Origin of the sequence: Microvirga flavescens (genome assembly GCF_003290125.1) — a bacterium.
In the GTDB taxonomy this organism is placed as follows: domain Bacteria; phylum Pseudomonadota; class Alphaproteobacteria; order Rhizobiales; family Beijerinckiaceae; genus Microvirga; species Microvirga flavescens.
The window spans coordinates 401260-423512 of record NZ_QMKH01000002.1; the positions used below are offsets into that span (position 1 = coordinate 401260).

Below are 22253 nucleotides of genomic sequence, written 5' to 3' on the forward strand. Positions count from 1 at the left end.
GGCTCTGCCCGAGCCTTCTTTGGACGATGACAATGACATCCGACGAAATCGAGGAACTGGTCGCCGCGCGGGAAAACCTCGTGAAACGCCGAAGGGATATCGCCCGCCAGATCGCGGCGGCTCCCCTGCCCTCCGTCGAGATGGCGGACGAATTGACCCGCATTCTCGAAGCCATCGAGGCGCTCGACCGCGTCCTCACCGATGCCGGGCGGCCTTATATGAGCGAGAGCATCGCCAGCCCCGGGCTGTAAAACTGGCTGATTTCAGCCAAAACAGCTCATCGCCGGTTCGTCCTTTTCAGGGGGCGTTAACCAATGCGGCCAAATCGAGGCTTCTTTGCGAAGGGGTTCCTCGCGTTTAGGAAAACATTAAGCGGCATGTCCTAGCTTGCAGGTCAACGAGGTCGTTGAATTTTTGTGTGAGCGTATCATGACCGAACCCCACCGCCCGAGGGTCAAGTATGTCATCGGGCCCGACGGAAGTCCGCTGACGATTGCAGATCTTCCCCCCTCTTCCACCCGTCGCTGGGTGATCCGCCGCAAGGCCGAAGTGGTCGCCGCCGTGCGCGGAGGGCTGCTGAGCCTGGAGGAAGCCTGCCAGCGCTATACCCTGACCACGGAAGAATTCCTGAGCTGGCAGATGTCCATCGACCAGCACGGGCTCGCCGGGCTGCGCACCACGCGCATCCAGCAATACCGTCAGTAAGCGTCCTTACGGACCTCGATTTCAAAAGCGTCGCCCGAAAGGCGGCGCTTTTCGTTTTGGGGCGAAGGCTCCGGCTGGAGCGCCCGATCTGATTGCACCAGACCGGACGCTCCATATCCTTGTTGCGACGCATTTTCTTTCGACGAAACCGGCATCCACTTCGTCGGAAAATGCCCTAAAGCCTCCCGTTAAGGGAATGCTAACCATGTTGAGGCAAGCCTGTTGTGCGACCAATCCGGGATCGCGCAGCACTCAAAGACAGGCATGGCCGTGGACGCAGTTTCATTCCAACCGACTCCGCATCATCAGCAGCTGCCGATGTCCGGCGGTCACATTCCGGATCTCTTCGATTTCGTCGAGCCGGTGCGGCCCAGCGCCGACCTGATCGGCCAGACCATCGCCGATGTGGAACGCCATCTGATCCTGATGACGCTTGAGCATTGCCTCGGCAACCGGACCCATGCCGCGAGGATCTTAGGCATCTCCGTGCGCACCCTGCGCAACAAGCTCAATGAATACATGAATGCGGGCATCGCCGTGCCGCAGCCGAGCCGGGCTCACTTCGTCGGCTGAAGGTCTCAACGCTTCGACAGCCAGAGGCTCGTTTCGAAAGCGCCCTTCGCCAGCGGCAACCGCGACAGCATGCCCGTTTGAAGCGCGGAATGGAGCGTTTGCGCCGTGAAATGGCTCGCGAAAAGAAGCTCGTAACCACCGCCCTGCAGCAACGCGCCGACGAGAAGCTGCTCGTTATAGGCGCGCCATTCCCATGCCGGAGGATAAGCATCCGGCAGGGTGATGTCGTGCACATGCACCAGAACGCCTGAGGCGAGGCGCGGCAGGACATCGAGAAAAAGGCGGTCCACATCGGTGCCCGGCATGGCGATGTGGCTTGAATCGATGAACAGGATATCGCCCGCCTGAAGCGTCGCGAAAATCGCCGCATCCGCATCCCGCAGCAGATGCGGAAGGTGCTTCACGTTCAGCCGGCTGAGCGTTGCGCGCGGCGCGGGATCGATGCAGGTGATTTCGGTCGGGAGCGCGCCATCGGCCACGGCCTGCGCCATGAAGCGCGTGGAATGGCCGGAACCGATCTCCACGATCCGGCGCGGCTTGACCCGACGCACCAGCGCATAAGCGGCGGCGGCATCGAGCCTTGGGAACCAATCCTGATCGAACCGCGCGGGCGTTTGCCCGCTCGCGATCCGTTCAAGGTCGACGGCATGGCTCTCGATCGCCTCCAGCAGATCGTGAAAGCGCGGCAGTGCCGTCTCGAAGAGCGGACGCAAGGCGGGATAGTCCGCCTCCTTCACGCTATCGGCATAGCGGTAGGGGATGAAGAAGCCCCGGGCCTTCACGCCGAGGAGCGTGGAGAGACCGAACCCGAGCCTTCGCCAGAAAATCCGCATCGGCAGCCTAGATCAGCGGCGGGGTCGGCGGCACCGGGTCATTTTCCGAGCCGCGCTTTCTCCAGGTCTGGGTGAGGCGCGAGCGCTCGAAGATGAGGATCACAACCAGCGAGAGCGCGAAGGGAATGAGCAGGTAGAACAGGCGGAAGACGATGAGAGCGGCAAGGATATCAGCCTGCGGAATATCCGGCATCGCCGCGAGAAACACGAGCTCGAACACGCCAAGCCCGCCCGGAGCGTGGCTGATGAGGGCAGCCGAGAACGAGGCAAGAAACACGGCGAGCACGACCAGGAAGCTCGGCTCCAGATGCGACGGCAGGATGAAGTAGATGATGCCGGCGGCCCCCAGCAATTCGAGCGGCGCGGCGATGAGCTGGCGCACCATGATCCCGGGGCGCGGATATTCGAGCTTTGCCGAGCGGATCGAGAGCGGCGGCAGGTGGAGGATGGACCCCACCACGTAGAGCGCCACGAGCCCGAGGAGAATGCATCCGACGATGCGCGCCGTGAGCGGATTGGCGAGGGTAGGATGCACATGGCCTTCGAGCCGGTGCAGAAGCGTCGGGTCGATGGTGAGGGTCAGGCCGCCGAGCAGGATCGTGCCGAGGCCGAAGGTGAAGGAGCAGAGGGCGACGAGCACGGCGATCTGGGCAGCGCTCAGCCCCTTGGAGGAATAGGCCCGGTAACGCACCAGCGCGCCGGAGAACACCGATGCGCCGATATTGTGGGAAAGCGCATAGGTCGTGAACGACGTAACGGAGACGAAGAGCCAGGAAATGTGCCTGACGCCGAGATGGAGCAGCGCGATCCGGTCATACCAGGCAAGGGCGGCATAGGCGACGAGAGTCGAGAGGCCCGCCAGCACATAACGGTGCGCCGGCACCGCCGTCAGGCTGCCCCAGACGTCATCGAGGGAAATGCCGCGAAGCTCTTTGTAGAGAAGCCACCCGGAGACAACGACCGCCGCAAGCCCGATGAGAGGCCACATATACTCACGCACATTTTTCATCGATGCGGCCAGGCTGCTCCCCCGTTTCTTCTTCTGTGCCCCACAACACCTTGCTCCGCAAGGGGGGACCGGCATTTGCGCTGCGACACAAGGCCCGGCGCGTTCGGGAGGCGCTTTTCATGTGGGGAACGCGCCGGGATCGAGCCCGGCGCGCCCTGGAGGCTGGCCATGTTTCTTTGAAACACGATCAGCCTCAAGTTTCTTTTATTGTCACGTGATCAGGGCGAACAACCGGTGTCCACTTGTTCTGATCATGCTCTAAACGGGATCAGTGCCCGTTCTTCTTCAGCCATTCCTTGAGGAAGGCGATTTCCTTCTCCTGGGCGCCGACGACGTCCTGGGCCAGCTTACGGATCTCCGGATCCTTGCCGTACTGCAGAACGATCTTCGCCATGTCGATGGCGCCCTGGTGATGGGGAATCATGCCGCGCGCGAAGTCCACATCGGCATCGCCCGTATAGGGGATCGCCATGTCCTTGTGCATGCGGGCCTGAGAGGCCTCATAAGCCGCCGTGGAGGGGCTGGCCTTGGCCGCGGACGAAGCCGCCGGCATCGGCATGGTGTGGCCGGAATGGGAACCCGGCGCCTGTGCCTGGGCCGCACCGGCGAGCGCGAGTGCGAAGCCCGCGGCGATGAGCGAGATAGTTTTCATCTGATTGTCCTTGATGATTTTCGTGAAAGTTTTCAGGTTCAACGAAATTCAAACAAGACGCGGCGGCCGTGGCTCAGGCTCCATCGTGCGGGACGAGAACCCGCTCGGGATGACGGGAACAGGCCGAACGAACATCACGGGTTCCACCGCCCGCACATCGGCAACGACGACGCCCGCGCACCACAGGCCGCAGCAGGGCTGGACGACTTGCTGCTTGCCAGCCTCGGCGGGCGCGTGGTCGTGCGCCTCACCCGCAGCGGGATACCCCGTCTCGGCATGATGCGCCGTCGCATTCTGCGGGTGGCAATTCATGGTCATGGAAAGCGCCATCGCGGCATGGGGAAGACCCGCCAGGGCATAGACGAGCGCCAGCACCACCACGAAGGGGTTTGCGCGCCTTCTGCCATTCAGCGGTTTGTTCGTCTGGCCCATTGCCCTTGCCCGGCACTCGTGACATCCGTGAAACACGTTCTCGAATATACTGATGGTCAGATCATGGCAAAAGTGGCGGTCCACCTGAATCTCGACGGCTATACGGACCTGCCACTGGGCAAAGTCGCCTCCATCGTCACCTATCTCGAAATGCGCGAGCGTCCCCGTCTTGCGCGCGCCGCGAAACCCGAGGGGCTTTCCCTCGAGCGCCTCAAGGGCGACGTGGAGCGTTACCGCGCTCTGTTCAACCGTATCGGCGAGCCGTGGCTCTGGTTTGGCCGCGCGGTCATTTCGGACGCCGCGCTTCTCGCCATCATCGGCCATCCGAAGGTCGAGGCCTATGTGCTGACTGATGGCGCGCGGGATCTCGGCCTTCTCGAACTCGATTTCCGGAAAAAAGGCGAGGCCGAACTCGCCTATTTCGGCCTCGTGCCGGAGGCTGTCGGCAAGGGCGTCGGACGCTTCATGATGAGCGAGGCGATCCGGCGCGCCTATGCGAAGGACATCAAGCGTTTCTTCGTGCACACCTGCACGCTGGATTCTCCGAGCGCCCTGCCCTTCTACATCCGCTCCGGCTTCAAGCCTTACAAGCGCGCTGTGGAAGTCGCCGACGACCCGCGCCTTTGCGGCTTCCTGCCCCTCGACGTGGGGCCGCTGGTGCCGATCCTCGGCAAGCCGCAGGTGAAAAAGGCATCCACGAAGAAGGTTGCCGCGAAGAAGGCGGCAACGAAAAAGGCGCGCCCTGCGGCGCGCCTTTCGAAACCCCGATTGAAGACGAAATCGGCTTAAGCCGTGGCGCGCATGGCGCGCGGCTGGCTTGCAAGGCCGATCATGGCCGGATCGCGAACCGCTTCGACGACCCGGTCGGAGGACCGCTCGCGATCCTCCAGGCTCTCTGCCTTCTTCAATTCCTCGAACGCTTCACCCAGCTCCGCCTTGGCATCGTCAAGCTGCGTATGAAGGTTCTGCGCCGACTGGCGCAGGTTGTCCCGGCGCTGAGCAGCCGCACGGGCATAGGTCGGATAGGCAAAGTGAGCCGGGTCGGAAATGCCGGCCTTCTGCTCTTCCGAAGCGATCTCCCGATCCAGTTCGGCCGCCATGCGGTCGAATTCGGCAATCATCATCTCGATCTGAGCGACACGTCGACGCTTTTCGTCGACCTGAAAGCGCTTGAGGCGGATGAGCGTGTCCCGCGACTTCATACTGTACATACTCCACACGTCGCTGCTGCGATGAACCAATGGGTCGCTCAGTTACCCACCGGATCGAGGGCCACCATCGCCGATGGAAGTTGACTCTTTCTTACTGAGCGGGGCCCCTCGCGCTGAAAATTTTCCGCACCCCACCGCCCTTCGTTACCCGGACTTGTCCACAGCCGGGGGCCGATAACCATTCGTTTACCGACTTCGTTAACAGTGTAGCCGTCACGGACGAGGCTTGCGGCAAGCCTCCCCGCGATGAGGGCGAAAGCCCTGCCGGGAAACGGTTTCCCGGCTTTGAGGAGCTAATGGGATGGCACTCTGCGAATCGTCTCGCGGAAGCTTTCAACAACAAGGGTGCGAACTTTGTTCGTTAAGCGCTTGCATGCGCGAATCAGTGTTTGTTAACCATTCTTCATTAGCGTTGCGAATCAGTTCCAAAGGGCTCTCGTCACTGGCCCGGTGGCGAGGCGGCAATCTTGGTGAATCCAAGGCCCAAGGGCTAAAGGCTGGGGAATAAACATGCGCGTACTTCTTATCGAAGACGACAGCGCAACGGCGCAAAGCATCGAGCTGATGCTTAAATCCGAGAATTTCAATATCTATGCGACGGATCTCGGAGAAGAGGGCATCGACCTCGGCAAACTCTATGATTACGACATCATCCTGCTCGACCTGAATCTGCCCGACATGTCGGGATATGAGGTTCTGCGCGGCTTGCGTGTCGCAAAGGTCAAGACGCCGATCCTGATCCTCTCCGGCATGGCCGGCATCGAGGACAAGGTGAAGGGCCTCGGCTTCGGCGCCGACGATTATCTGACGAAGCCGTTCCATAAGGACGAGCTCGTCGCCCGCATCCACGCCATCGTGCGCCGCTCGAAGGGCCACGCGCAGTCGGTCATCACCACCGGCGACCTGATCGTGAACCTCGACACCAAGACCGTCGAAGTGAGCGGTTCGCGCGTTCACCTGACGGGCAAGGAATACCAGATGCTGGAGCTGCTCTCGCTCCGCAAGGGCACCACGCTCACCAAGGAGATGTTCCTCAATCATCTCTACGGCGGCATGGACGAGCCGGAACTGAAGATCATCGACGTGTTCATCTGCAAGCTCCGCAAGAAGCTCGCCAACGCGTCGGAAGGCAAGAACTACATCGAAACCGTCTGGGGCCGCGGCTACGTGCTGCGCGAACCGTCCGAGGCGGACCAGCGCGTCGCCTGATCGGCGACACGATGCGCGATTAAAAAGAGCCCGGCCCGCGCCGGGCTTTTTTGCTTTAGGAGGTTGGAATGCGATCCGCTTTTCTCTCGTGGCAGTTCTGGGCGTTGCTGTCGGCGGCCTTTGCAGCACTGACGGCGATTTTCGCGAAGGTCGGCGTGGAGCAGATCAACTCCGATTTCGCGACCCTCATTCGAACGGCGATCATTTTCCTCGTGCTCGGCGCGATCCTGACCGCGAGCGGCCAATGGCAATCGCTCGGTTCGATCTCGGGGCGGACCTACGTGTTCCTCACCCTGTCCGGCCTTGCCACGGGCGCATCCTGGCTCTGCTATTTCCGCGCGCTGAAACTCGGCGATGCGGCCCGCGTCGCGCCCATCGACAAGTTGAGCGTCGTTCTCGTCGCCGTGTTCGGCGTGATCTTTCTCGGCGAGCGCCTGTCGGCTCCAAACTGGCTCGGCGTTGCGTTGATCGCGACAGGGGCCGTGCTTGTGGCCTATCGGGCCTGATCCGTCACAGCCGCATCAGCACGACGCCGAGCGCGATCACGCCGGCGGCCATGATGCGGCCTGCGCCGACGCGCTCCTTGATGAAGAAAGCCGCGATCAGAATGGCGAAGAGAACGCTGGTTTCACGCAAGGCCGCCACGAGCGCGATGGGCGCCTGCGTGAAGGCCCAGATCACGACCCAGTAGGACACCAGAGCCATCGCCCCCGCCGCGAAGCCGCTGCGCCAGGCAGGAGCGACAGCGGCAAACGCCTGCGGCCCGCGCATGAAGAACACGACGGCGCAGGTGAAAAGCCCATCGATGATGCTGGTCACGAAAATATAGCCGGAAGGCGAACCCGACACGCGCGCACCAAGCCCGTCGACCAACGTATAGCTCGCCGTGCACAAGGCGGTGCCGAGAGCGAAAGCAAAAGCCTTCGGCGGCATGCGCCCCGCCGCTCCGCCCCGCAGCGACATGAGGCATACGCCGAGCCCAATGCAGACGATGGCGAGCGTCTTCAAGGGCGTGAAGTTCTCTCCCAAAATCAGAAGGCTAATGACGGCGACGATGAGCGGAGCCGTTCCTCGCGCAAGCGGATAGACCTGCGAGAGATCGCCATGCCGGTAAGCCTGCATGAGCAGAAGCTTGTAGAGCGTGTGGATCGCCGATGACGCCAGCAGCCACGGCCACGCAGTGAAGGCTGGAAGCGGAAAGAACGGCAGAAGGACAACGGACAACAAGATTTGCGAAAGCACCAGCAGCAGGAGGGTCGAGGTGCGGTCGAGCCCAACCTTGACGACCGCATTCCACCCCGCATGCATCAGCGCCGCCATGAGTACGGCGACGAACACGAACACACTCACCAGAGCCCCCCGACAATAATTTCTCACTATGTGCCCTTGTGTCACTTTGTGCGGGCGCTGATAATCGAGATGTTCTGACAAATGATGTGCCTTTTCCTCACATGACAAGACGTCGCCTTCCCTCCCTGAACGCCCTTGCCGCCTTCGAGGCCGCGGGCCGCCTCGGGCGCATGACGCAGGCGGCGGACGAGCTTTCCGTGACGCACGGAGCCATCTCCCGGCACGTCCGTCATCTGGAGGAGATGCTGGGTATCCGTCTTTTCGAGGGGCCGAAGAATGCCTTACGCCTCACGGAGAGCGGACGGACACTCCTTGCGCATCTCACACAAGGCTTCGAGCGGATCGAGGCGGGCGTTCGCGCCGTTGCGGACGAGGAGGAAGGCGCGCTCGATGTCTCCTGCACGGGCACATTCAGCATGCGCTGGCTCATTCCCCGGCTTCATCGTTTTCAGGCCGCGCATCCCTCCATCGAGGTGCGCCTGTCGGCCTCCTACGCACCGATAGATTTCTCGCGTGAGCGTTATGAGGTAGCGATCCGCCATGCCGATCATCCCTTGCCGGAGGAAGCGATCGTCACCGAATTATTCAAGGAGCACTTCGGCCCGGTGCTGTCGTCAGCCCTTGCGAAGAAGCTTCACTTGAAGCGCATCGAGGATCTGAAGCGCGCGCCACTTCTGCACACCGTCACGCGTCCTGGGGCATGGACGGAATGGGCGACCAGGGTCGGCTGGAAGAGCGCGGATCTGCGCGGCACCGATTACGAGCATTTCTATTACATGCTCGAAGCCGCGACCGGAGGGCTCGGCGCCTGCATCGCGCCCTGGCCGATGGTGATCGACGACATCCGCGCCGGGCGGCTCGTCGCTCCCTTCGGATTCGTGTCGAGCGAATACGCCTATGTTGCGGCGCGACGTCCGCGCCGCAATCGGAAGGCTGAGGTCTTTTGCGAATGGCTCAAGCAGGAGGCCGAGAACACGCCTACGCCATGACGGCGCGGATCGTGACCTCATCGCCGTCGACGCTCAACGCCACCTTCATGCCGGAGGCTCTCGCGATCATGCCGGCATAGTAAGTCTGGATGCCGTGCGCATCGACCGTGCCGGTTTCCGTCTCGCCGGCGAGAAGCCCCTCCGCATGAGGCGGGATGCGGGCATTCATGCCCTTGGACTTCAGCACGAACTCACAAGCCTCGGCATCGCCGGTCACCGCGACGGCAATCGACCCGCCGCGCGGAATGGCGCCCACCGCGATCATGATGAGATTGAGCAGGAGCTTGACGCGGTTCTTCGGGAAGAGAAGGCGCGGCGAACTCCAGGAGAACGAGATCTTGTCGTCCTGGAACATGCCACGTGTCACTTGCTCGGCATCGCCGAGATCGATGGATGCGCCGGCGGAGCCGGCCGCGCCAAAGGCGAGGCGCGCGAACTGGAGACGGGCCGAGGCCTGCTTCGCGCTCTTGCCGATCAGCTCCAGCGCGAAATCGCGCATGGAGGCGTCGTTCTCGTCCTCAAGAACCTCGATTCCATTCACGATGGCTCCGACAGGCGAAATCACATCGTGGCAAACACGCGAGCAGAGAAGAGCAGCGAGATCGAGGGAATCGAGATTGATCGTAGCCATCGGGGCTCCAGTGGGCCGGCTTTCCGGCGAAAACAATGATGCCCTCCGATACTAGGCCTCGCCCGCTTTGAAAAGCCGCAATGGGGATCGACATCGAAGCCGCGAACAGGCACATACAGCCCATGCAACGCGATATCGCCGATACGGATGCGATTGCCTTGGCCCTCGCGCAGATCGCGCTGGAGGCAGGGATCCTCCTGCGCGATATGCAAAAGGGCGCGATTGCCCCGCGCCTGAAGGAAGACGGATCGCCGACCACGGCGGCGGACCTTGCCGCCGAACGGCTTATCATTCAACGCTTGCAAGCACTTTGGCCCGATATTCCCGTGATCGCAGAGGAAACCGCGAGCAAGGCCCGGGCGAACCAGTTGTTCTTCCTTGTCGACCCCCTCGACGGAACGAAGGACTACATCAACGGAACAGACGAGTTCAGCGTCAACATCGCCCTCATCCAAGGGCATCGCCCCACCGCAGCCGCCATTGCCGCGCCGGCGCTGAGCAGGCTCTGGGCGGCGGGCGAGATGGCGCGGGCTGCGACCGTCGAGCCCGATGGCGCGATTCGCTGGCGGCCCATCAAGGCGCGGACCGCCCCGGCGAGCCTGACTGCCCTCGTCAGCCGCCGCCACGGCGACGAGGAGACCGAGGCCTGCCTCTGTTCGCTGGACATCGGCGCGCGCCGCCCCACCTCATCGGCGGTCAAGTTCGGACTGATCGCCGAGGGCGAGGCTGACCTCTACGTGCGCTGCGGCCCGACGATGGAATGGGACACGGCGGCGGGAGACCATATCGTGACCCGGGCCGGCGGCTGCGTCATCGGCCCCGACCATCGCCCTCTCACTTATGGCCATGAAGAGCGAGCCTATCTCAACGGCCCCTTTGCGGCCCTGGGCGATGCGACGCTCGCCCCCAGGCTCCACCTGCCTCTCAAAACCGCCTAAGCGTCATCGCCATCACAATTTCTCCCGGATCGGCCACTAAGCCGCAGTTCACGGAACGGCCCAGCTCCCTGACGTACAGACATTGTTAGGGTTGATGGAGGTATAAGTCCCGCCCAAGTCCGGCATTTCGTGCCGGGAAACCATCACCGGAGCCCTGCTCCGCCATCTCATGCGAGGGAGATTGCCATGCGCTCGCGAACCAAGTTTTTCCTTGCGGCCTCACTTGCCGCCGCTCTGCATGCCCTGCCGCTCTCGGCCGAGGCGCAGACCGTGCAGAGAACCTATGCCAACAATCCTGGCGCTCCCAACAACTACAATTCGAATGAGTTGGTCGAATCCGGCCACCAATTCTTCGGCTCCGCCTCTCGCGGGCTGGCGCTGGCCGTTCAGGATGCCGTGAGCCGCTGGGGCGAGCCGAACGGCTATATTCTCGGGCAGGAGGCTTCCGGAGCGTTCTTCGGCGGCCTGCGCTATGGCGAAGGCAAGCTCTTCACCCGCAATGCAGGTGAGCGCCGCATCTTCTGGCAGGGTCCCTCCCTCGGCTTCGATGTCGGCGGCGATGGCGCGCGCACCATGATGCTCGTCTACAACCTGCAAAACATGGACGCTATCTACCGGCGCTTCGTCGGCATCAACGGCTCCGCCTATCTGATCGGCGGCTTCGGGGTCAGCGCGGCCAAGGCCGACGAAATGGTGGTGGTGCCGATCCGCACCGGCGTCGGCGCCAGGCTCGGCGTCAACATGGGCTACCTGAAGTTCACGACGGAGCCGACCTGGAATCCTTTCTAGGCTGCCCTAAAACAAGCTTTCTGGAGCCGTGTCGCTCTGGAAAGCGTCTGGGCCCGCGACAGGGTGCTTGAGCTTTTCCAATCGAGCACTCTGGGGATTTAAGTCCGCGTGGTCGAAAGCATCATGATCTTCGCGCTGGGGTTCTTTGCAGCAACCCTGATCGCGCTTCTCATCATCCCCGCCATCAATGCCCGCGCGGAGCGGCTGGCGCGCCGCCGGGTCGAGGCCCTCTTCCCTCTTTCAATCCCTGAACTGACCGCCGAAAAGGACCACCTGCGCGCGGAGTTCGCCGTCCTGCAACGGCGTCTCGAACGAAAGGTGGAAGAAGCCCATGCCGTCAAGCACAAGAGCATGGAGGAATTCGGCAGGCATGCGGTGCGCATCAACGCGCTCGAAGCGTCTCTGGCCGAACGCGATGAGACCATCGCGAGGCTCGAAGCCGACCTGAACGAGACCTCGAACCGCCTCGCCGCAACGCAACAGGAGCTTGCGGAGACGCGCGCCATTCTCTCTCAGACGCGCGAGGCGCTGGCGGCCTCGCAGGCCGACCACCAGACCGCGCTGGACAAGATCTCCGTCCTCCAGGGCGAATTGGCGGACGAGAGAAATTCCACGGCCGCCCTCACGAGAAACCTCACGGCAACACAGGATCAACTGGAAACGCAGGAGGTCACCTTCGTCGATCTCGATGCGCGCCACACCGCTTCCTTGAGCGAACTCGACGCGAAGCGCATCACGATCTCCGATCTCGAAACGCGGCTGATGACGCACACAGCGCGCGGCGACGATTTCGAGCACGCCCTGAATGCGCAATACGACGAATTGAAGAGAGAGCGTGAGCGGGCGAAGGAATTGTCGAAGAGCCTGACAGCCGAGCAGGAGCGCGGCACCATCCTGGAACTCCGCATCCGCGATCTCGAGCGGGAATGTGAGCGCAAGGACAGCGAGACAAAAGAACTGACAACCAAGCTTGCCGCCGTCACCGAGCGGACGAATGAACTCGTTCAAGCGGTCATGAAGGCCGAGGAGACGAAACGCTCTCTTGAAGCGGAACGGAAAGCCCTGCAGCGCTCCGCGACATCTCTCCAAAGCGAAATTGCGCGGCAAAAGAAAGCACACTCAACGGAACATCGCTCGATCACGATGCAGCTCGAAGAGGCGAAGGCCGACAAAGCGGCTCTGGAAGACGCGCTTTCCGCGGCACGCGAAGAGCAATCCAAGCTGGATCGGGAGCTTCAAGCGTTGCGCAAGAGCCCAAGAGAAGTTGACATCCACGCCGAGAACGAAGAGCTGCGTCGCAAAATCTCGGAACTAGCGGACCTCATCATGAGAACGGCAGCAAACGAGGCACCGCCGTTCAAGCGAAAAAGCCGGAGCGCCAAGTAAAGCCTGAGCGCCAAGTAAAGTCCGGCGCAAACGTACGTCAGCTGGCGCGCGCCATCGAAAGATAAAGCTCCTGCAAACGGCGCGTCACAGCGCCGGGCTTGCCGTCTCCCACCGGTCGTCCGTCGATCGAAACAATAGGAACGACGAAGTTGGACGCGCTCGTCAGGAAGGCCTCAGCGGCGTTATAGGCCTCATCGATTGTGAAGAGCCGCTCCTCCAGAACGACGCCGGTTTCCTCGGCAAGGCACAGAAGCGACTTGCGCGTGATGCCGGGGAGGATGGCATTCGACAAGGGTCGCACGATGACACGACCCTGCTTCGTCACAATGAAGCCGCTGGACGAGCCTCCCTCTGTCACGAAGCCATCCTCGATCATCCACGCTTCTTGAGCGCCCGCTTCCTTCGCCGCCTGTTTGGCGAGAACCTGCGCGAGGAGCGAAACCGATTTGATGTCGCGCCTCTTCCAGCGCAGATCCGGAACGCTGATGACTGCGATGCCCTTTTCCGCCGCAGGCGAATGAACGATCGACTTTTTCTGCGTGAACATCACGACGGTCGGCGCGCCCTCCTGCGGGAAGAAGAAATCGCGGTCGGCAACGCCGCGCGTGACCTGCAGGTAGAGAAACCCTTCGTCCATATCGTTGCGGTGAACGAGCTCCTGCTCGAAAGCCGCCCATTGCTCGCGCGAATACGGATTGGCGATGCGGATCTCCGATAGGGAGCGCTCCAACCGCGCAAGGTGAAGATCGTTATCGATCACACGCCCGCCAAGAACACCGAACCCCTCATACACGCCGTCCGAAAACAGAAAGCCGCGATCCATGATCGGGATCCTGGCGTCTTCGAGCGGAAGGAATGAACCGTTGAGGAAAACGATGCGGGACATGCGCGCTCCTGATGGAGGAATGATTGGGCCACTGGCCCGACAGAGTGTGTGAGCTACATATCCCGATTGATGCTTCGTCCGAAAGTACGCTCGCTCGATTTTGTGGAGGTTGCGCGATGAAAATCACGACAGCGTTCGCTTTTTCATGCCTCACGGCCTTCGGCGCTCATGCGGCGGCTGCCGATGCCCCACGCAACTGGTTTCGCGATCAGGGTTATGTCGCGCCGCTCAATGGCCGGATCATTGCATGCCACGGCTACGGTTGCGCGCGACGAACCGAAATCGGGGTTGATTCAGATTGGTTCACTCATGTGGCGGGCATCATGCGCGCAGGCAGAACAAGTGCCCAGGCGGAGCGCCTGGCATTGCGCGACGCGGTCAGAATCTACACCGCCCATCTTGCAGCGCAGTTCGGCGGTCCACCGGATGCACCAAGATCACCGCCTTCGTTATCGGGACAGGTCGGGCAGATGGATTGTCTCGATGAAGCAGCCAATACGACGAGCCTGCTGCTATTGCTGCAGGAGCGCGGGCTTCTTGCCTATCATGAAGTCGCGCGCCCGCAATCGCGCGGGTTCTTCATCGACGGACGCTATCCGCACTTCACGGCGGTGATCGTCCAGAAAGAAGGCCATAGCCAGTGGGCCGTCGATCCCTGGACCAGTGCTCCCGGATCGAGGCCGGACCTTCTGCCATTGGAGGATTGGCAGAAGGCCTCTTGAAAATCAGCCCCTGCTTCGGCGGCCCATCACAGAGCCGCACCGAAGCTTGAGGCCGAATGTTACTTGAGGTGCTGCGCGAGATACTTGTTCATCTCGAACATGGTGACCTTCTTCTTGCCGAAGATCGGCTGAAGCTTGTCGTCGGCCAGGATCTCCCGCTTGTTCTCGGGGTTCTGGAGGTTATGCTTCTTGATGTATTCCCACATCTTGCTCACGACTTCGCCGCGCGCGATGGGGTTCGAACCGACGATCACAGCCAGTTCCTTGGAAGGCTGCAGGGGCTTCTGAAGGGCGTTCGGCTTGGCGGAGGCGGCCTTCGTCGCGGCCTTCTTGGGGGCAGCAGTCTTGGCGGCGGTCTTCGCCGCTGGCTTCTTTGCGGCGGTCGTCTTGGTGGCCATGAATTCCTCCAAATGTGGATGGCAAAGGCGCGTTTCGAAAACTCGGCCGTAATACCTTAGCAAGAGCTTCTACGGCTCGGAGACCGAGCCCCTTGGAAAGACTTTCAAGAATCTCGGCGAAGTTGAGCTTATGGCTGCTTCAACGCTCCAGCAAGACCATCCTTTCGACTGTCAAAAGTCTTTCGCGGACATCTTCAAAGCACTTGTGCCCAGCCGAGCGCTGCGCCCCGTGCGCTTCTCCCGAGCGGCGGATCAGGAACCCGCACCCCACCGCCACGCTCATCCGAAGGAAGATTAGAGCGAAGGGGCAAGGTATTGTGCGGAAATACATTGCCTCCACCAATCCCCCCGACAAGAGGGAGGCAAACACCCATCGGCCTGGCGTGAGCGCTCTGAGCCCTTAGGTAGGCCATCGACAGGCTCGAAGCCGGCTTAAGCCACCCGATCAAAGGACATCGCCGCGCCTCTAGCGACCGGTCTTTTCCACAAAAAAGAGGAACATTCCGCAAGGTCATCACCGCTGCCAAAGGCCTCAGAACCTCAAATGGTGAGCCGAGGAGCGTCTATGGACGACAGCCCAATGAAGCGGCGGATCGTCTTTTCTTCGAACGGCTTGGGAATGAAGCAGACCGAACTCAGGTGAGGAGGCAATTCGCTTTGCTGCGAAGCGGAGACGAATGCGAACGGGATCCGCCGCAGCAAAAGCTCCCCGGCAATCGTAAAACTCTTCCCTCCAATAACGTCGACATCCAGGAGCGCGTAGTCGAAGTCATCTTGAAGATGTTCTTGCGCATCGAAAACGGAGTTAAAGCTCCCGACGACTTCGTGGCCGTCATTCTCGACGATCCACTGGAGGTCCAGGGCAATAAAGGGGTCGTCTTCCAAAATCAGGATACGCATCACATTAACTCCAGGAAGTTCAACACAAACGTTCATCGCCCTTCAGATGAGTGGCTTTGCCCTGAGCTTCTGGGCTTTTTCACCCGTGAACATGCAGAGAACGGACGTTTGGCCGGAGAGTTCCACGGCTAACCCGATTTACGCCTATTTGCTTATATCGAGGTTAAAAATTGGTTAACGCGAAGCAAGCTGCTTGTATTCACCTCAACAATAGCCAAGCTTACCGTTTGGAGATCTTATCGGGGGCTGAATCGTCTTGGAGATCTATTGCACGGTAAATGCTGCTTTGAGGTCCGAGTCGAAGCCTTGCAATATTGCCCCGGCCTCCCCATCTCAACGATGAGCCGGCGACCCCGTGTGTCGCTGGATACGGCCAGGATGGTCGAGCGATGACGCCGGATGTACGCGCATCGCTCCCATTGCTGGCCGTTCTCGTTTCTCAGCTACCCTAATGGCGCTTGTGTCTGGGTTCCGGCTCAAGCTCCGCATCATGGCCGCTCAAGGAGGGTTCGTCTCCCCTGAGCGCTTCTTCCACATAATCGCGCCCGCGCTGCGTCATGTCCTGCGCATAGCGCAGCCCCTGCTCGCGGACGTCGTCGGACCATTCGCCGAACGCCTTGTTCTCCCGACGCGTTCTCGGCAGAAGCGTCCCGATCAGAAAACCAGCGGCCAGCCCCACCATGCAGACAACCATCGGATTCTCGCTGGCATAATCCCTGACGCCCCGCGTCATTCGGGCGGAGCGGGAGCGCGCCCGTTCCACACTGTCGTGTCCGCGCTCATAGGCATCCTCGGCCCAGGTGGAAGCCCGACCGTAAGTGTCGTGAGCCCATTCAGAGGCGTGCTCATAGGTTTCGCCCATGCGATCCCTGATCCGCTCTGCCCTTTCACGCAGGGGGTGCTCGACAGCCCCGGCAGCCTGTCTGGCACGACCCGCAACGTTTCTCCCCTCGTGGAGGCTATCCTTACCGCGTTCACCCCGCGCCATGCGTTGAGACTTTCCGCCACTGTTCCTGACACCGGTCATGGATTCTCTCCCTCAAAATGATGCTGATCTTCGTGTGCGTCCTTACGCATCTGCTGCAGCAGGAGCCCAACACCGGCTGTCGCCAACAGAACGGGGACGGGATTGCGCCGGATGACGGAAAGCATGTTCTCGTAGAGCGATGCATATGGCCCCGCCCGCACGATCCCGAGCGCATCATCGACAACGCCGGAGACGGTAAGACGTTTCTGCAACCGGTCGATGGCCTGATCCAGCTTGATACGGCTGCGCTCAATGTCCTCTTCGAGCTCGTCCATTTTCTGCGTCATCCGCCTGCCTTTTCCGAGACAAGCTCGACATCGCGTTTGATGGAGCGTGCGCTTCGCTGCGGCGCGAGCGTGAGCGTTGAGACGACGTGACGCCCGTAAAACCCGAGCACAATCGCAACGGCAGCGAGCGCACCGCCGACGATCAAGGCCGCGATGACTTGCGAGTTGACGATTGTCGCCAACCAATCGACAAGCGCCTTAGTGAACAGCACCAGCGCGGAAACCGCAAAGACCGCCGCCGCGACGATCATCGCAAGACCCGTGAAGAGAAGGCGGATATTGCTGTTCGTCTCGGCGCGAAAGAGTGCGATCTCCTTCAAGGCGAGCCCCCTCGTCTCGCGCACGACGTCCACGAGCAACGTTTGAATGGTCTGCCGATCGCCCGGCATGGCAGGCTCCTCAAGCATGAATTTTTGAACCGGAATTCGTCTTTCGGCGCGGCCTTCGCGCTCGCCCTTCTGTCAGAGTTTTATCAACAGCGGGCGCCGTGCTCTTGAGAAAGCGCGCGACGAAAAATCCAAGGCTCAAGGACAACGTCGCCGTCGCAAGCGGATGCCGCCGTATCGCATCCTCGACATCCTGCACGATCTCCGTGATCGTTTTTTCCTCGATGCTGTCGGCCAGTTGATCGAGCCCCGCAGCGGCGCTCTCCGTAATCGCCTGAATATTGGGTCTGTCGTCGAATGTCTGCGTGGCCTCGCGCAGCGAACGTGCGAAGCCCGATACGGAATGCGCCACATCATCCTTGCGCCCCTCGGCATAGCCGCGCGCTTGTGCGCGGGCGATGTCGGCGAAATGCCATCCCTGCGCTTTCGCTTCCTGCGCGAGATGGCCGACATCGTCCTTCAAGGCATCCCATTCGTCGGCGGGCTTCCGTTCGGCGCTCGAGCGATCCTCTTTGTGGGGAGCGGCGGCCATCGCTTACCTCGTATCGTTGCGACACGGTAACCGATGGAACCGCAGCAGGTTCCGCGCTGCGCAGAAGCGTAACCTTAAACGGGAAATCGATCCTATGACAGCAGAAGGCAGGACTGCTGCGCGGTCTATTTCGCGAAGGGGACGATCCTATTGATCACCGTATCATTGATTTCAGGAGGAGGCGGCGGCACGGGACTTGCGCGTTGGAGAATGGCGAGAGCCTCTTCATCGAAAAGCGGATCGCCGGATCCTTGCGCGATCCGTCCATTCAGAATGCGCCCTTGCCTGTCGATGGAGATGGCCACCAAGGCCCTGCGGGACATCGTTCCGGAAAGACGGTTCGAACTTGCAAAGCGCTTGATGTGCCCTGCCACGCTCTTGCCCCAAGCGGCGACGGCGGCGGAAGCTTCGCTTGTGCCAAGCGCGCTTGCTGCCGCAGTCTCGGCCCGCGCTTCAGATACGGGCGCGGCAGTGCTGGCCGTAGCACTCTCTCGCGCTTTGGGGCGCTTATCCGGTTCGTGTTTCGACTTCGAGCGCTCGACCTTTTTTTCTTTCGGCCTTTCCGGCTCCTCTTTCGGTGCGGATGGCTCAGGAGGTTGAGGCGCAGGCAGGACCACCGAGTTCGGCATTTCCGGCAAGGCCGCTATCTCGGGCGCAGCCGGTGCAGGCGCAGGGGCGGGCTCTGGCTGATCCGCCATCGCCGCAGGGGCACTTTCAACCGAGGGCGGCGCCGGTGCCACGTTCAGCGCGGCGAGTTCCATCATGAGGACAGGTGAAGAACCACGCGCCTCAATCTGCGGGCGCGCCCATGCCAGCGCGGCCCATACCGCGCCAGCATGCAGAGCCGCGACGATCGCGAACGCGCCGCCCCAGCGAAGCGGTGTTAAAGCCGCCAGAGACCGGCGCGGCGCCCCGATCATTGAGGCGAAGCCCCACTCGCATCCTCGAGGCCGACAAGCGCGATCTTGAGATAACCCGCACCGCGCAGAAGGTTCATCACCTTCATCAACTCACCGTATGAGACAGCCTGATCGGAGCGCAGGAAAATGCGCTGTTCGCGATCCCGTTGCGTCTGCGCGTCGAGTGCCTCGCCGAGCCCTTCACGCGAAACGGGTGTCTCGCCCAAGGCAAGAGACAGATCGCTCTTGAGGGTGAGATAAAGCGGCTTGTCGGAGCGCGGTTGTGGCTGCGCGTTCGACGTCGGCAGATCGACGGCCACGTCCACCGTCGACAGCGGCGCGGCGACCATGAAGATGATAAGAAGAACCAGGATCACGTCGATGAACGGCGTGACGTTGATATCGGCGACCTCGCCCAGATCGTCGTCGTGGTTCTCCTGCAGACGAACCGCCACGCGCCTACTCCGCCGGACGGATGTGCGCTGCAGATGCAGGCCGCAAGTTAGAGACGCGAGCTGCTATCGAAGGTCGGTCGAGATCCCGCGACAGATGCTGCAGGATCACGGCCGAACTGTCTGCAAGCGCCGCCCGGTATCCCGCAATAGTGCGCGCGAAAACGTTGTAGACGACGACGGCAGGAATTGCCGCAACAAGCCCGATGGCGGTGGCAAGAAGCGCCTCGGCAATGCCGGGCGCGACCACAGCGAGATTGGTGGTCTGCGCCTTGCTGATGCCGATGAAGGAATTCATGATGCCCCACACCGTTCCGAACAGGCCCACGAAGGGAGCTGTCGAGCCGATGGTCGCGAGCAAGCCCGTGCCGCGCGCCATGCTGCGCCCGGCCTGTACCTCGATCCGCGACAATGCAACGGCGGCACGTTCCTTGATGCCCTCGGAGGGTAGATCCTGAGAGCGGGAAAGTTCCGTGCGTGCGGCGGCGAGCAAAGCGGCAACCGGACCATCGGACAGACTTCCATCGATCCGCCGGCTTGCGTCGGAAAGATCCGCCGCCTGTTGCAGACGTTGCAGCGCACGCGCGGCTTTGCCCTTCGCGACGACAATCTCCAGCCCCTTAGCAAGAGCAATTGTCCATGTGACCAGCGATGCAAAGGCAAGGCCGGCCATGACAGCCTTCACGACGATGTCGGCATTGGCGAACATGGCCCAGGGTGAAAGATCGTGCGGCAGGCTGGCCATCGCCGCCACGGTCCGCTCCTGCGCCACGGCGGAGTGACCAATGCAGACTGCAAGCGCTGCTGCGCCAATAGTCGCCGCGCCGCGCACCGCAGCAGCATGACAGCCTTTTCCTCGATGCAATCCTTCGTGGCGCATATGCCCTGCCTTGAACGCTTTTGCCGGAGGCCGCCACCGGCAACCTCCTTTGTCGTATGAATTCCAGCCGGAGAAGCTGGCTGAATAATCTAACGCCCAGCTTGCAGCCAGGTGCGGCGTATTACAAAGGCGCTTCTCTCGAAGATTGTAAGCACCCACCGATGCCTCTCTATCCTAAAGATAATTATCTCGCAATATCAATGCTTTAGACAAATTCCAAACTACCTGCCGACGTGATCGCTCACCATGCCCAATCCTCGCCTCTCAGGGGAAATGAGGAGATGCGCGAAAGACTCGGGGTGTTGGGGGGCAAAAGCCTCGAGCGGAACAATTGGGGTAAGCCAACGTTCGGCTCAGGCCAAACAGGGGAGGATGTATTGAGAACCGTCAACGCCGATTCCGCAGCCAGCATCGAACAGAATCTGACTCCGACGGAACGGGCCATCTACATCGCGGTGGGTCTGGGCTTGGCCGCGGCGGCAACGAAGCCTCGGCCAAATCCATTTCTGAATGCCGTCGCCCTCGTCGGTGGAACCTATCTCGCCTGGCGTGGCTATAAAGGCAGTTGCCCGATCAAAGGCGTTCTCTTCGATAAGAGTGAAACAAAGCCGAGGCTGACGCGCCAGGATTGAGCGGGCCAGCCTCAATCTCGATTCAAGCTAGATCGCTGAACTCCGGCGGGCAACGAGCCCCCAGATGAAGAGCACGATCACCGCCCCTACAACCGCGCCGATAAGTCCCGCTCCCTCGCCGGCAGAGTACCAGCCCATAGCCTGTCCGAGATAGGTCGCGACAAAAGCGCCAACGATGCCAAGAATGGTGGTCAGGATGAAACCGGATGGTTCCCGATCTCCCGGCATGATGAACTTCGCAATGACGCCTGCAACGAAGCCGATGATGATGGTCCAGATGATGCCCATGACAAGACCCTTTCTAACGCTATCGGCAAGTCAACGCCGATAGGTCAGTCAAGGTTGCAATGGGTCCAACGAACGGAAAAGCCAAGCCAAGATGATTGCTTGGCTATCCCGGGAAACTTTTAAGCCTGGATCACTCGATGCCCATATAGGCTTTCATGGTCAAAAGCTCTTCCTGCAGAACCTTGCGGCGCTGGATTTCGTTTTTGAGCGCGGTGCGAACGAACTGGGTTTGCATCTGCAGCCGGTCTGCATCCAAGGGCGAGGGCTCCCCTGCATTCTCTTGCTCAGACAATGCGGAAAGCACCTGATATTCGCCCGTCTCAAGCTCAAACTCGACCAAGCCGGCCGTTTCAGCGGTGGCAAGGACTGAAGCCTTACGGGAAAGTTCCTGATAAAGGCGCGCCGTCTCCACACGCGTGCTTTCCAGTTCACCCTTGAGCTCAGTCACGCGCCAATCCTGAAGAGTCACAGGCTGCAATTCTGAAATCTTGAGCTTGTCCGCGATACCAGGAGAGGTAACGACGCAACAGCCACGACGCGCGCCAGTTTCGCGTTCAGCAGGCAGCGTGGGGAAGAATATTTTTCCGTCCCGCTTCGCGGCTCCTTTGAGGAGATTAAGCGTCAGAGCCTTGTCAGGGCCATAGTAATCGTAAGAGTAGCCGGGATCGAACGGGACCTCGTAGTCGTCAATCATGACAACTGCTTTTTCGAGATTGTCGAATATGATCTCGAGTTCTTCCGCAAGCGGAAGATCGTCGTACCAATGGGCGTCAAGGTAGATGAAAACGGGCTTGTCGCGCTCGAAGGTTCGAAGCTGCTCCCGCAGGAACGCACGGGAGTCGGACAGGAAAACCGAAACATTCGGGAAGCGGCTGAGCTTCTTCCTTGACTGGAGATAATAGCGCTCCTGCACCTCACAGGTCAGAATAGGCCCGCTGAAGCGCTCGGCCATCCACTCCGTCGTCGTTCCTCTGAAGGTGCCGGTCTCCAAGATCGCCGTAGGCTTCGTCGCCTCGACAACCGCAAGGAAGAGCGCCCGCCGCCCCTCCTGACCGTTGAACCCACCTCCCCAGGACTTCTGCAGTTCAGGATCCGCAAGATCGATCGTCGCCGCAGTATCAAACGCGACATCGCTCAAATCGCTCAAACCCGCCGCCTTAAGTGCTTTTGCAAGCTCTTCGAACCGATCGGCTGCGTCCGCTTGATTCATGATCGGCGAAGGCCATTTCGCGGCATGATCCAATGAGTTAGTCATCA

General features: G+C 61.0%; 30 protein-coding genes and 1 pseudogene. 12 read left to right on the forward strand and 19 right to left on the reverse strand.

Annotation, left to right across the window (positions count from 1 at the left end; genetic code table 11):
* The first annotated feature begins 32 nt into the window (after positions 1–32).
* The 3 genes and pseudogenes from DQW91_RS06665 to DQW91_RS16990 form a co-directional block, all read left to right on the forward strand.
* Entirely contained in the window at positions 33–251 is a 219-nt protein-coding gene (locus tag DQW91_RS06665; protein WP_112662796.1) for a hypothetical protein, read from the forward strand.
* 178 nt (positions 252–429) lie between these two features.
* Positions 430–705 (forward strand): CtrA inhibitor SciP, encoded by a 276-nt coding sequence (gene sciP / locus DQW91_RS06670; RefSeq protein WP_009763782.1) that lies wholly within the window; start codon positions 430–432, stop codon positions 703–705.
* 381 nt (positions 706–1086) lie between these two features.
* Positions 1087–1278: pseudogene (locus tag DQW91_RS16990) on the forward strand (helix-turn-helix domain-containing protein); the annotation flags it as partial.
* A gap of 5 nt (positions 1279–1283) precedes the next feature.
* Here the strand turns inward: DQW91_RS16990 and DQW91_RS06680 are convergent.
* From DQW91_RS06680 to DQW91_RS06695, 4 genes are all read right to left on the reverse strand, one after another.
* Positions 1284–2111: a class I SAM-dependent methyltransferase gene (locus tag DQW91_RS06680; RefSeq protein WP_112662798.1), complete on the reverse strand. Its 828-nt coding sequence runs from the start codon at positions 2109–2111 to the stop codon at positions 1284–1286.
* A gap of 7 nt (positions 2112–2118) precedes the next feature.
* On the reverse strand, positions 2119–3120 hold the full coding sequence (locus DQW91_RS06685; protein ID WP_112662799.1) for a lysylphosphatidylglycerol synthase domain-containing protein: 1002 nt from the start codon (positions 3118–3120) through the stop codon (positions 2119–2121).
* A gap of 268 nt (positions 3121–3388) precedes the next feature.
* Positions 3389–3772 (reverse strand): CopM family metallochaperone, encoded by a 384-nt coding sequence (copM, locus tag DQW91_RS06690; protein ID WP_112662949.1) that lies wholly within the window; start codon positions 3770–3772, stop codon positions 3389–3391.
* Between the two features lie 48 nt (positions 3773–3820).
* Positions 3821–4204, reverse strand: a complete 384-nt coding sequence (locus DQW91_RS06695; RefSeq protein ID WP_112662800.1) for a hypothetical protein — start codon at positions 4202–4204, stop codon at positions 3821–3823.
* Between the two features lie 27 nt (positions 4205–4231).
* Between DQW91_RS06695 and DQW91_RS06700 the strand changes: the two genes are divergently transcribed.
* Positions 4232–4993, forward strand: a complete 762-nt coding sequence (locus tag DQW91_RS06700) for a GNAT family N-acetyltransferase (protein WP_342633212.1) — start codon at positions 4232–4234, stop codon at positions 4991–4993.
* On the opposite strand, the gene fliJ is transcribed toward DQW91_RS06700, so the two are convergent.
* A complete protein-coding gene (fliJ, locus tag DQW91_RS06705) occupies positions 4990–5406 on the reverse strand; it encodes a flagellar export protein FliJ (protein WP_112662801.1) in 417 nt (138 codons plus the stop codon). The two genes, DQW91_RS06700 and fliJ, sit on opposite strands and share 4 nt — an antisense overlap.
* Before the next feature lie 519 nt (positions 5407–5925).
* Between fliJ and ctrA the strand changes: the two genes are divergently transcribed.
* Together ctrA and DQW91_RS06715 are read left to right on the forward strand one after the other, a co-directional pair.
* Positions 5926–6624, forward strand: a complete 699-nt coding sequence (gene ctrA / locus DQW91_RS06710; RefSeq protein WP_112662802.1) for a response regulator transcription factor CtrA — start codon at positions 5926–5928, stop codon at positions 6622–6624.
* 68 nt (positions 6625–6692) lie between these two features.
* A complete protein-coding gene (locus tag DQW91_RS06715) occupies positions 6693–7130 on the forward strand; it encodes an EamA family transporter (RefSeq protein ID WP_112662803.1) in 438 nt (145 codons plus the stop codon).
* A gap of 4 nt (positions 7131–7134) precedes the next feature.
* Here the strand turns inward: DQW91_RS06715 and DQW91_RS06720 are convergent, their stop codons facing one another.
* Positions 7135–7974: an EamA family transporter gene (locus DQW91_RS06720; RefSeq protein ID WP_112662804.1), complete on the reverse strand. Its 840-nt coding sequence runs from the start codon at positions 7972–7974 to the stop codon at positions 7135–7137.
* Positions 7975–8075: 101 nt separating this feature from the next.
* Between DQW91_RS06720 and DQW91_RS06725 the strand changes: the two genes are divergently transcribed.
* A complete protein-coding gene (locus DQW91_RS06725; RefSeq protein ID WP_112662805.1) occupies positions 8076–8963 on the forward strand; it encodes a LysR substrate-binding domain-containing protein in 888 nt (295 codons plus the stop codon).
* Here the strand turns inward: DQW91_RS06725 and chpT are convergent.
* The gene (gene chpT / locus DQW91_RS06730; RefSeq protein ID WP_112662806.1) at positions 8953–9594 is read right to left on the reverse strand and encodes a histidine phosphotransferase ChpT; all 642 of its coding nucleotides are present in this window, start codon (positions 9592–9594) and stop codon (positions 8953–8955) included. The genes DQW91_RS06725 and chpT overlap by 11 nt on opposite strands.
* A gap of 122 nt (positions 9595–9716) precedes the next feature.
* On the opposite strand from chpT, the gene DQW91_RS06735 reads away from it, so the two are divergent.
* The 3 genes from DQW91_RS06735 to DQW91_RS06745 all read left to right on the forward strand — a co-directional run bounded on the left by DQW91_RS06735 (position 9717) and on the right by DQW91_RS06745 (position 12707).
* Positions 9717–10532, forward strand: a complete 816-nt coding sequence (locus DQW91_RS06735; RefSeq protein WP_112662951.1) for a 3'(2'),5'-bisphosphate nucleotidase CysQ family protein — start codon at positions 9717–9719, stop codon at positions 10530–10532.
* 186 nt (positions 10533–10718) lie between these two features.
* Positions 10719–11321: a DUF1134 domain-containing protein gene (locus DQW91_RS06740; RefSeq protein ID WP_112662807.1), complete on the forward strand. Its 603-nt coding sequence runs from the start codon at positions 10719–10721 to the stop codon at positions 11319–11321.
* A 108-nt stretch (positions 11322–11429) separates the two neighbouring features.
* Complete coding sequence (locus DQW91_RS06745; RefSeq protein ID WP_112662808.1) at positions 11430–12707, forward strand: coiled-coil domain-containing protein; 1278 nt, start codon at positions 11430–11432, stop codon at positions 12705–12707.
* Between the two features lie 37 nt (positions 12708–12744).
* On the opposite strand, the gene DQW91_RS06750 is transcribed toward DQW91_RS06745, so the two are convergent.
* The gene (locus DQW91_RS06750) at positions 12745–13593 is read right to left on the reverse strand and encodes a D-amino-acid transaminase (RefSeq protein WP_112662809.1); all 849 of its coding nucleotides are present in this window, start codon (positions 13591–13593) and stop codon (positions 12745–12747) included.
* 116 nt (positions 13594–13709) lie between these two features.
* Between DQW91_RS06750 and DQW91_RS06755 the strand changes: the two genes are divergently transcribed.
* Positions 13710–14315, forward strand: a complete 606-nt coding sequence (locus DQW91_RS06755; protein WP_112662810.1) for a hypothetical protein — start codon at positions 13710–13712, stop codon at positions 14313–14315.
* Positions 14316–14374: 59 nt separating this feature from the next.
* On the opposite strand, the gene DQW91_RS06760 is transcribed toward DQW91_RS06755, so the two are convergent.
* The 9 genes from DQW91_RS06760 to exbB all read right to left on the reverse strand — a co-directional run bounded on the left by DQW91_RS06760 (position 14375) and on the right by exbB (position 20076).
* Positions 14375–14713 (reverse strand): SWIB/MDM2 domain-containing protein, encoded by a 339-nt coding sequence (locus DQW91_RS06760; RefSeq protein WP_112662952.1) that lies wholly within the window; start codon positions 14711–14713, stop codon positions 14375–14377.
* Positions 14714–15253: 540 nt separating this feature from the next.
* Positions 15254–15613, reverse strand: coding sequence for a response regulator (locus DQW91_RS06770; protein ID WP_157961361.1), 360 nt, complete (start codon positions 15611–15613; stop codon positions 15254–15256).
* Positions 15614–16061: 448 nt separating this feature from the next.
* A complete protein-coding gene (locus DQW91_RS06775; RefSeq protein WP_157961362.1) occupies positions 16062–16640 on the reverse strand; it encodes a hypothetical protein in 579 nt (192 codons plus the stop codon).
* The gene (locus DQW91_RS06780) at positions 16637–16927 is read right to left on the reverse strand and encodes a DUF3618 domain-containing protein (RefSeq protein WP_112662814.1); all 291 of its coding nucleotides are present in this window, start codon (positions 16925–16927) and stop codon (positions 16637–16639) included. Before DQW91_RS06780 ends, DQW91_RS06775 begins: the two co-directional genes overlap by 4 nt.
* A complete protein-coding gene (locus tag DQW91_RS06785; protein ID WP_112662953.1) occupies positions 16924–17316 on the reverse strand; it encodes a phage holin family protein in 393 nt (130 codons plus the stop codon). The genes DQW91_RS06780 and DQW91_RS06785 overlap by 4 nt, the downstream gene beginning before the upstream one ends.
* Positions 17317–17326: 10 nt before the next feature.
* The gene (locus tag DQW91_RS06790) at positions 17327–17845 is read right to left on the reverse strand and encodes a hypothetical protein (RefSeq protein ID WP_112662815.1); all 519 of its coding nucleotides are present in this window, start codon (positions 17843–17845) and stop codon (positions 17327–17329) included.
* Between the two features lie 125 nt (positions 17846–17970).
* Positions 17971–18765, reverse strand: coding sequence for an energy transducer TonB (locus DQW91_RS06795; protein ID WP_112662816.1), 795 nt, complete (start codon positions 18763–18765; stop codon positions 17971–17973).
* The gene (exbD, locus tag DQW91_RS06800; RefSeq protein WP_112662817.1) at positions 18762–19199 is read right to left on the reverse strand and encodes a TonB system transport protein ExbD; all 438 of its coding nucleotides are present in this window, start codon (positions 19197–19199) and stop codon (positions 18762–18764) included. The genes DQW91_RS06795 and exbD overlap by 4 nt, the downstream gene beginning before the upstream one ends.
* A gap of 4 nt (positions 19200–19203) precedes the next feature.
* Positions 19204–20076 carry a tonB-system energizer ExbB gene (exbB, locus tag DQW91_RS06805; RefSeq protein ID WP_112662818.1) on the reverse strand — a complete coding sequence of 291 codons (873 nt, stop codon included), beginning with the start codon at positions 20074–20076 and terminating at the stop codon, positions 19204–19206.
* 281 nt (positions 20077–20357) lie between these two features.
* Between exbB and DQW91_RS06810 the strand changes: the two genes are divergently transcribed.
* The gene (locus DQW91_RS06810; protein WP_112662819.1) at positions 20358–20708 is read left to right on the forward strand and encodes a YgaP-like transmembrane domain; all 351 of its coding nucleotides are present in this window, start codon (positions 20358–20360) and stop codon (positions 20706–20708) included.
* A 27-nt stretch (positions 20709–20735) separates the two neighbouring features.
* On the opposite strand, the gene DQW91_RS06815 is transcribed toward DQW91_RS06810, so the two are convergent.
* Together DQW91_RS06815 and DQW91_RS06820 are read right to left on the reverse strand one after the other, a co-directional pair.
* Complete coding sequence (locus DQW91_RS06815) at positions 20736–20996, reverse strand: GlsB/YeaQ/YmgE family stress response membrane protein (protein ID WP_112662820.1); 261 nt, start codon at positions 20994–20996, stop codon at positions 20736–20738.
* A 130-nt stretch (positions 20997–21126) separates the two neighbouring features.
* Positions 21127–22251 (reverse strand): O-methyltransferase, encoded by a 1125-nt coding sequence (locus DQW91_RS06820; RefSeq protein WP_157961363.1) that lies wholly within the window; start codon positions 22249–22251, stop codon positions 21127–21129.
* Between the last annotated feature and the right edge of the window lie 2 nt (positions 22252–22253).

Bases quoted from the DNA above. Each gene is read 5' to 3' on its own strand.
- DQW91_RS06665 (WP_112662796.1), top strand. From the start codon at position 33: ATGACATCCGACGAAATCGAGGAACTGGTCGCCGCGCGGGAAAACCTC.
- sciP (WP_009763782.1), top strand. From the start codon at position 430: ATGACCGAACCCCACCGCCCGAGGGTCAAGTATGTCATCGGGCCCGAC.
- DQW91_RS06680 (WP_112662798.1), bottom strand. From the start codon at position 2,111: ATGCGGATTTTCTGGCGAAGGCTCGGGTTCGGTCTCTCCACGCTCCTC.
- DQW91_RS06685 (WP_112662799.1), bottom strand. From the start codon at position 3,120: ATGAAAAATGTGCGTGAGTATATGTGGCCTCTCATCGGGCTTGCGGCG.
- copM (WP_112662949.1), bottom strand. From the start codon at position 3,772: ATGAAAACTATCTCGCTCATCGCCGCGGGCTTCGCACTCGCGCTCGCC.
- DQW91_RS06695 (WP_112662800.1), bottom strand. From the start codon at position 4,204: ATGGGCCAGACGAACAAACCGCTGAATGGCAGAAGGCGCGCAAACCCC.
- fliJ (WP_112662801.1), bottom strand. From the start codon at position 5,406: ATGAAGTCGCGGGACACGCTCATCCGCCTCAAGCGCTTTCAGGTCGAC.
- ctrA (WP_112662802.1), top strand. From the start codon at position 5,926: ATGCGCGTACTTCTTATCGAAGACGACAGCGCAACGGCGCAAAGCATC.
- DQW91_RS06715 (WP_112662803.1), top strand. From the start codon at position 6,693: ATGCGATCCGCTTTTCTCTCGTGGCAGTTCTGGGCGTTGCTGTCGGCG.
- DQW91_RS06725 (WP_112662805.1), top strand. From the start codon at position 8,076: ATGACAAGACGTCGCCTTCCCTCCCTGAACGCCCTTGCCGCCTTCGAG.
- chpT (WP_112662806.1), bottom strand. From the start codon at position 9,594: ATGGCTACGATCAATCTCGATTCCCTCGATCTCGCTGCTCTTCTCTGC.
- DQW91_RS06735 (WP_112662951.1), top strand. From the start codon at position 9,717: ATGCAACGCGATATCGCCGATACGGATGCGATTGCCTTGGCCCTCGCG.
- DQW91_RS06740 (WP_112662807.1), top strand. From the start codon at position 10,719: ATGCGCTCGCGAACCAAGTTTTTCCTTGCGGCCTCACTTGCCGCCGCT.
- DQW91_RS06750 (WP_112662809.1), bottom strand. From the start codon at position 13,593: ATGTCCCGCATCGTTTTCCTCAACGGTTCATTCCTTCCGCTCGAAGAC.
- DQW91_RS06755 (WP_112662810.1), top strand. From the start codon at position 13,710: ATGAAAATCACGACAGCGTTCGCTTTTTCATGCCTCACGGCCTTCGGC.
- DQW91_RS06760 (WP_112662952.1), bottom strand. From the start codon at position 14,713: ATGGCCACCAAGACGACCGCCGCAAAGAAGCCAGCGGCGAAGACCGCC.
- DQW91_RS06770 (WP_157961361.1), bottom strand. From the start codon at position 15,613: ATGCGTATCCTGATTTTGGAAGACGACCCCTTTATTGCCCTGGACCTC.
- DQW91_RS06775 (WP_157961362.1), bottom strand. From the start codon at position 16,640: ATGACCGGTGTCAGGAACAGTGGCGGAAAGTCTCAACGCATGGCGCGG.
- DQW91_RS06780 (WP_112662814.1), bottom strand. From the start codon at position 16,927: ATGACGCAGAAAATGGACGAGCTCGAAGAGGACATTGAGCGCAGCCGT.
- DQW91_RS06785 (WP_112662953.1), bottom strand. From the start codon at position 17,316: ATGCCGGGCGATCGGCAGACCATTCAAACGTTGCTCGTGGACGTCGTG.
- DQW91_RS06790 (WP_112662815.1), bottom strand. From the start codon at position 17,845: ATGGCCGCCGCTCCCCACAAAGAGGATCGCTCGAGCGCCGAACGGAAG.
- DQW91_RS06795 (WP_112662816.1), bottom strand. From the start codon at position 18,765: ATGATCGGGGCGCCGCGCCGGTCTCTGGCGGCTTTAACACCGCTTCGC.
- exbB (WP_112662818.1), bottom strand. From the start codon at position 20,076: ATGCGCCACGAAGGATTGCATCGAGGAAAAGGCTGTCATGCTGCTGCG.
- DQW91_RS06810 (WP_112662819.1), top strand. From the start codon at position 20,358: ATGCGCGAAAGACTCGGGGTGTTGGGGGGCAAAAGCCTCGAGCGGAAC.
- DQW91_RS06815 (WP_112662820.1), bottom strand. From the start codon at position 20,996: ATGGGCATCATCTGGACCATCATCATCGGCTTCGTTGCAGGCGTCATT.
- DQW91_RS06820 (WP_157961363.1), bottom strand. From the start codon at position 22,251: ATGACTAACTCATTGGATCATGCCGCGAAATGGCCTTCGCCGATCATG.